At 68.0% G+C, this 1,136-nt stretch carries 1 protein-coding gene; it reads left to right on the top strand.

All coding sequences use genetic code 11. The annotated features are described in order from the left end of the window. Nucleotides 1-1,136: FAD-dependent monooxygenase (locus H1D44_RS20670; protein WP_181517147.1), on the top strand; the 1,136-nt coding region annotated here is incomplete at both ends.

Raw genomic sequence — 1,136 nt, 5'->3', positions numbered from 1 at the left:
ATGAGAATCGCCTGTCTCGGCGGCGGCCCCGCCGGCCTCTACTTCGCCATCAGCATGAAGCTGCACGACCCCGCCCACGAGATCGTGGTGCTCGAGCGCAATCGCCCCGACGACACCTTCGGCTGGGGCGTGGTGCTCTCCGACGAGACGCTCGACAACCTGGCCGCCAACGATGCCGTCAGCGCGGCGCGCATCCGCGAGCACTTCGCCTACTGGGACGACATCGCGGTGGTTCATGACGGCGTGCGCACCGTCTCCACCGGCCACGGCTTCTGCGGCATCGGCCGCCATCGCCTGCTGTTGCTGCTGCAGGAACGCGCCCGGGAGCTGGGCATCGAGCTGCGCTTCGAGAGCGACATTCCCGACACTGCCATCGACGAGTTGCGCCGCGAGTTCGACCTGGTGCTGGCCGCCGACGGCCTCAACTCGCGCACCCGCCAGCGCTACGCCGAGCACTTCCAGCCCGACATCGACGTGCGCGCCTGCAAGTTCGTCTGGCTCGGCACCCACCAGACCTTCGACGACGCCTTCACCTTTATCTTCGAGAAGACCGAGTACGGCTGGGTGTGGGCCCACGCCTATCAGTTCGACGCCGACACCGCGACCTTCATCGTCGAGTGCAGCGAGGCTACCTGGCAGGCCTTCGGCTTCGGTGAGATGAGCCAGCAGGAGTCGATCGCGGTATGCGAGCGCATCTTCGCCCGCCACCTCGGCGGCCATGCGCTGATGACCAACGCCAACCACATCCGCGGCTCGGCGTGGATCAACTTCCCCCGGGTGCTGTGCGCGCGCTGGAGCCATGACAACGTGGTGCTGATGGGCGACGCCGCGGCCACCGCGCACTTCTCCATCGGCTCCGGCACCAAGCTGGCGCTGGAAAGCGCCATCGCCCTGGCGGAGTACCTGCACCGCGAGCCCGACATGGCCAGCGCCTTCGCCCGCTACGAGGAGGAGCGCCGCACCGAGGTGCTGCGCCTGCAGTCGGCGGCGCGCAACTCCACCGAGTGGTTCGAGCAGGTGGAGCGCTACCTCGACCTCGACCCGGTGCAGTTCAACTATTCGCTGCTGACCCGCTCCCAGCGCATCAGCCACGAGAACCTGCGCCTGCGCGACCCCGAATGGCTCGGGAGCGCCGA

This window comes from Billgrantia kenyensis (genome assembly GCF_013697085.1).
Classification (GTDB): domain Bacteria; phylum Pseudomonadota; class Gammaproteobacteria; order Pseudomonadales; family Halomonadaceae; genus Halomonas; species Halomonas kenyensis.
This window is presented reverse-complemented; position numbering and strand designations above follow the sequence as displayed.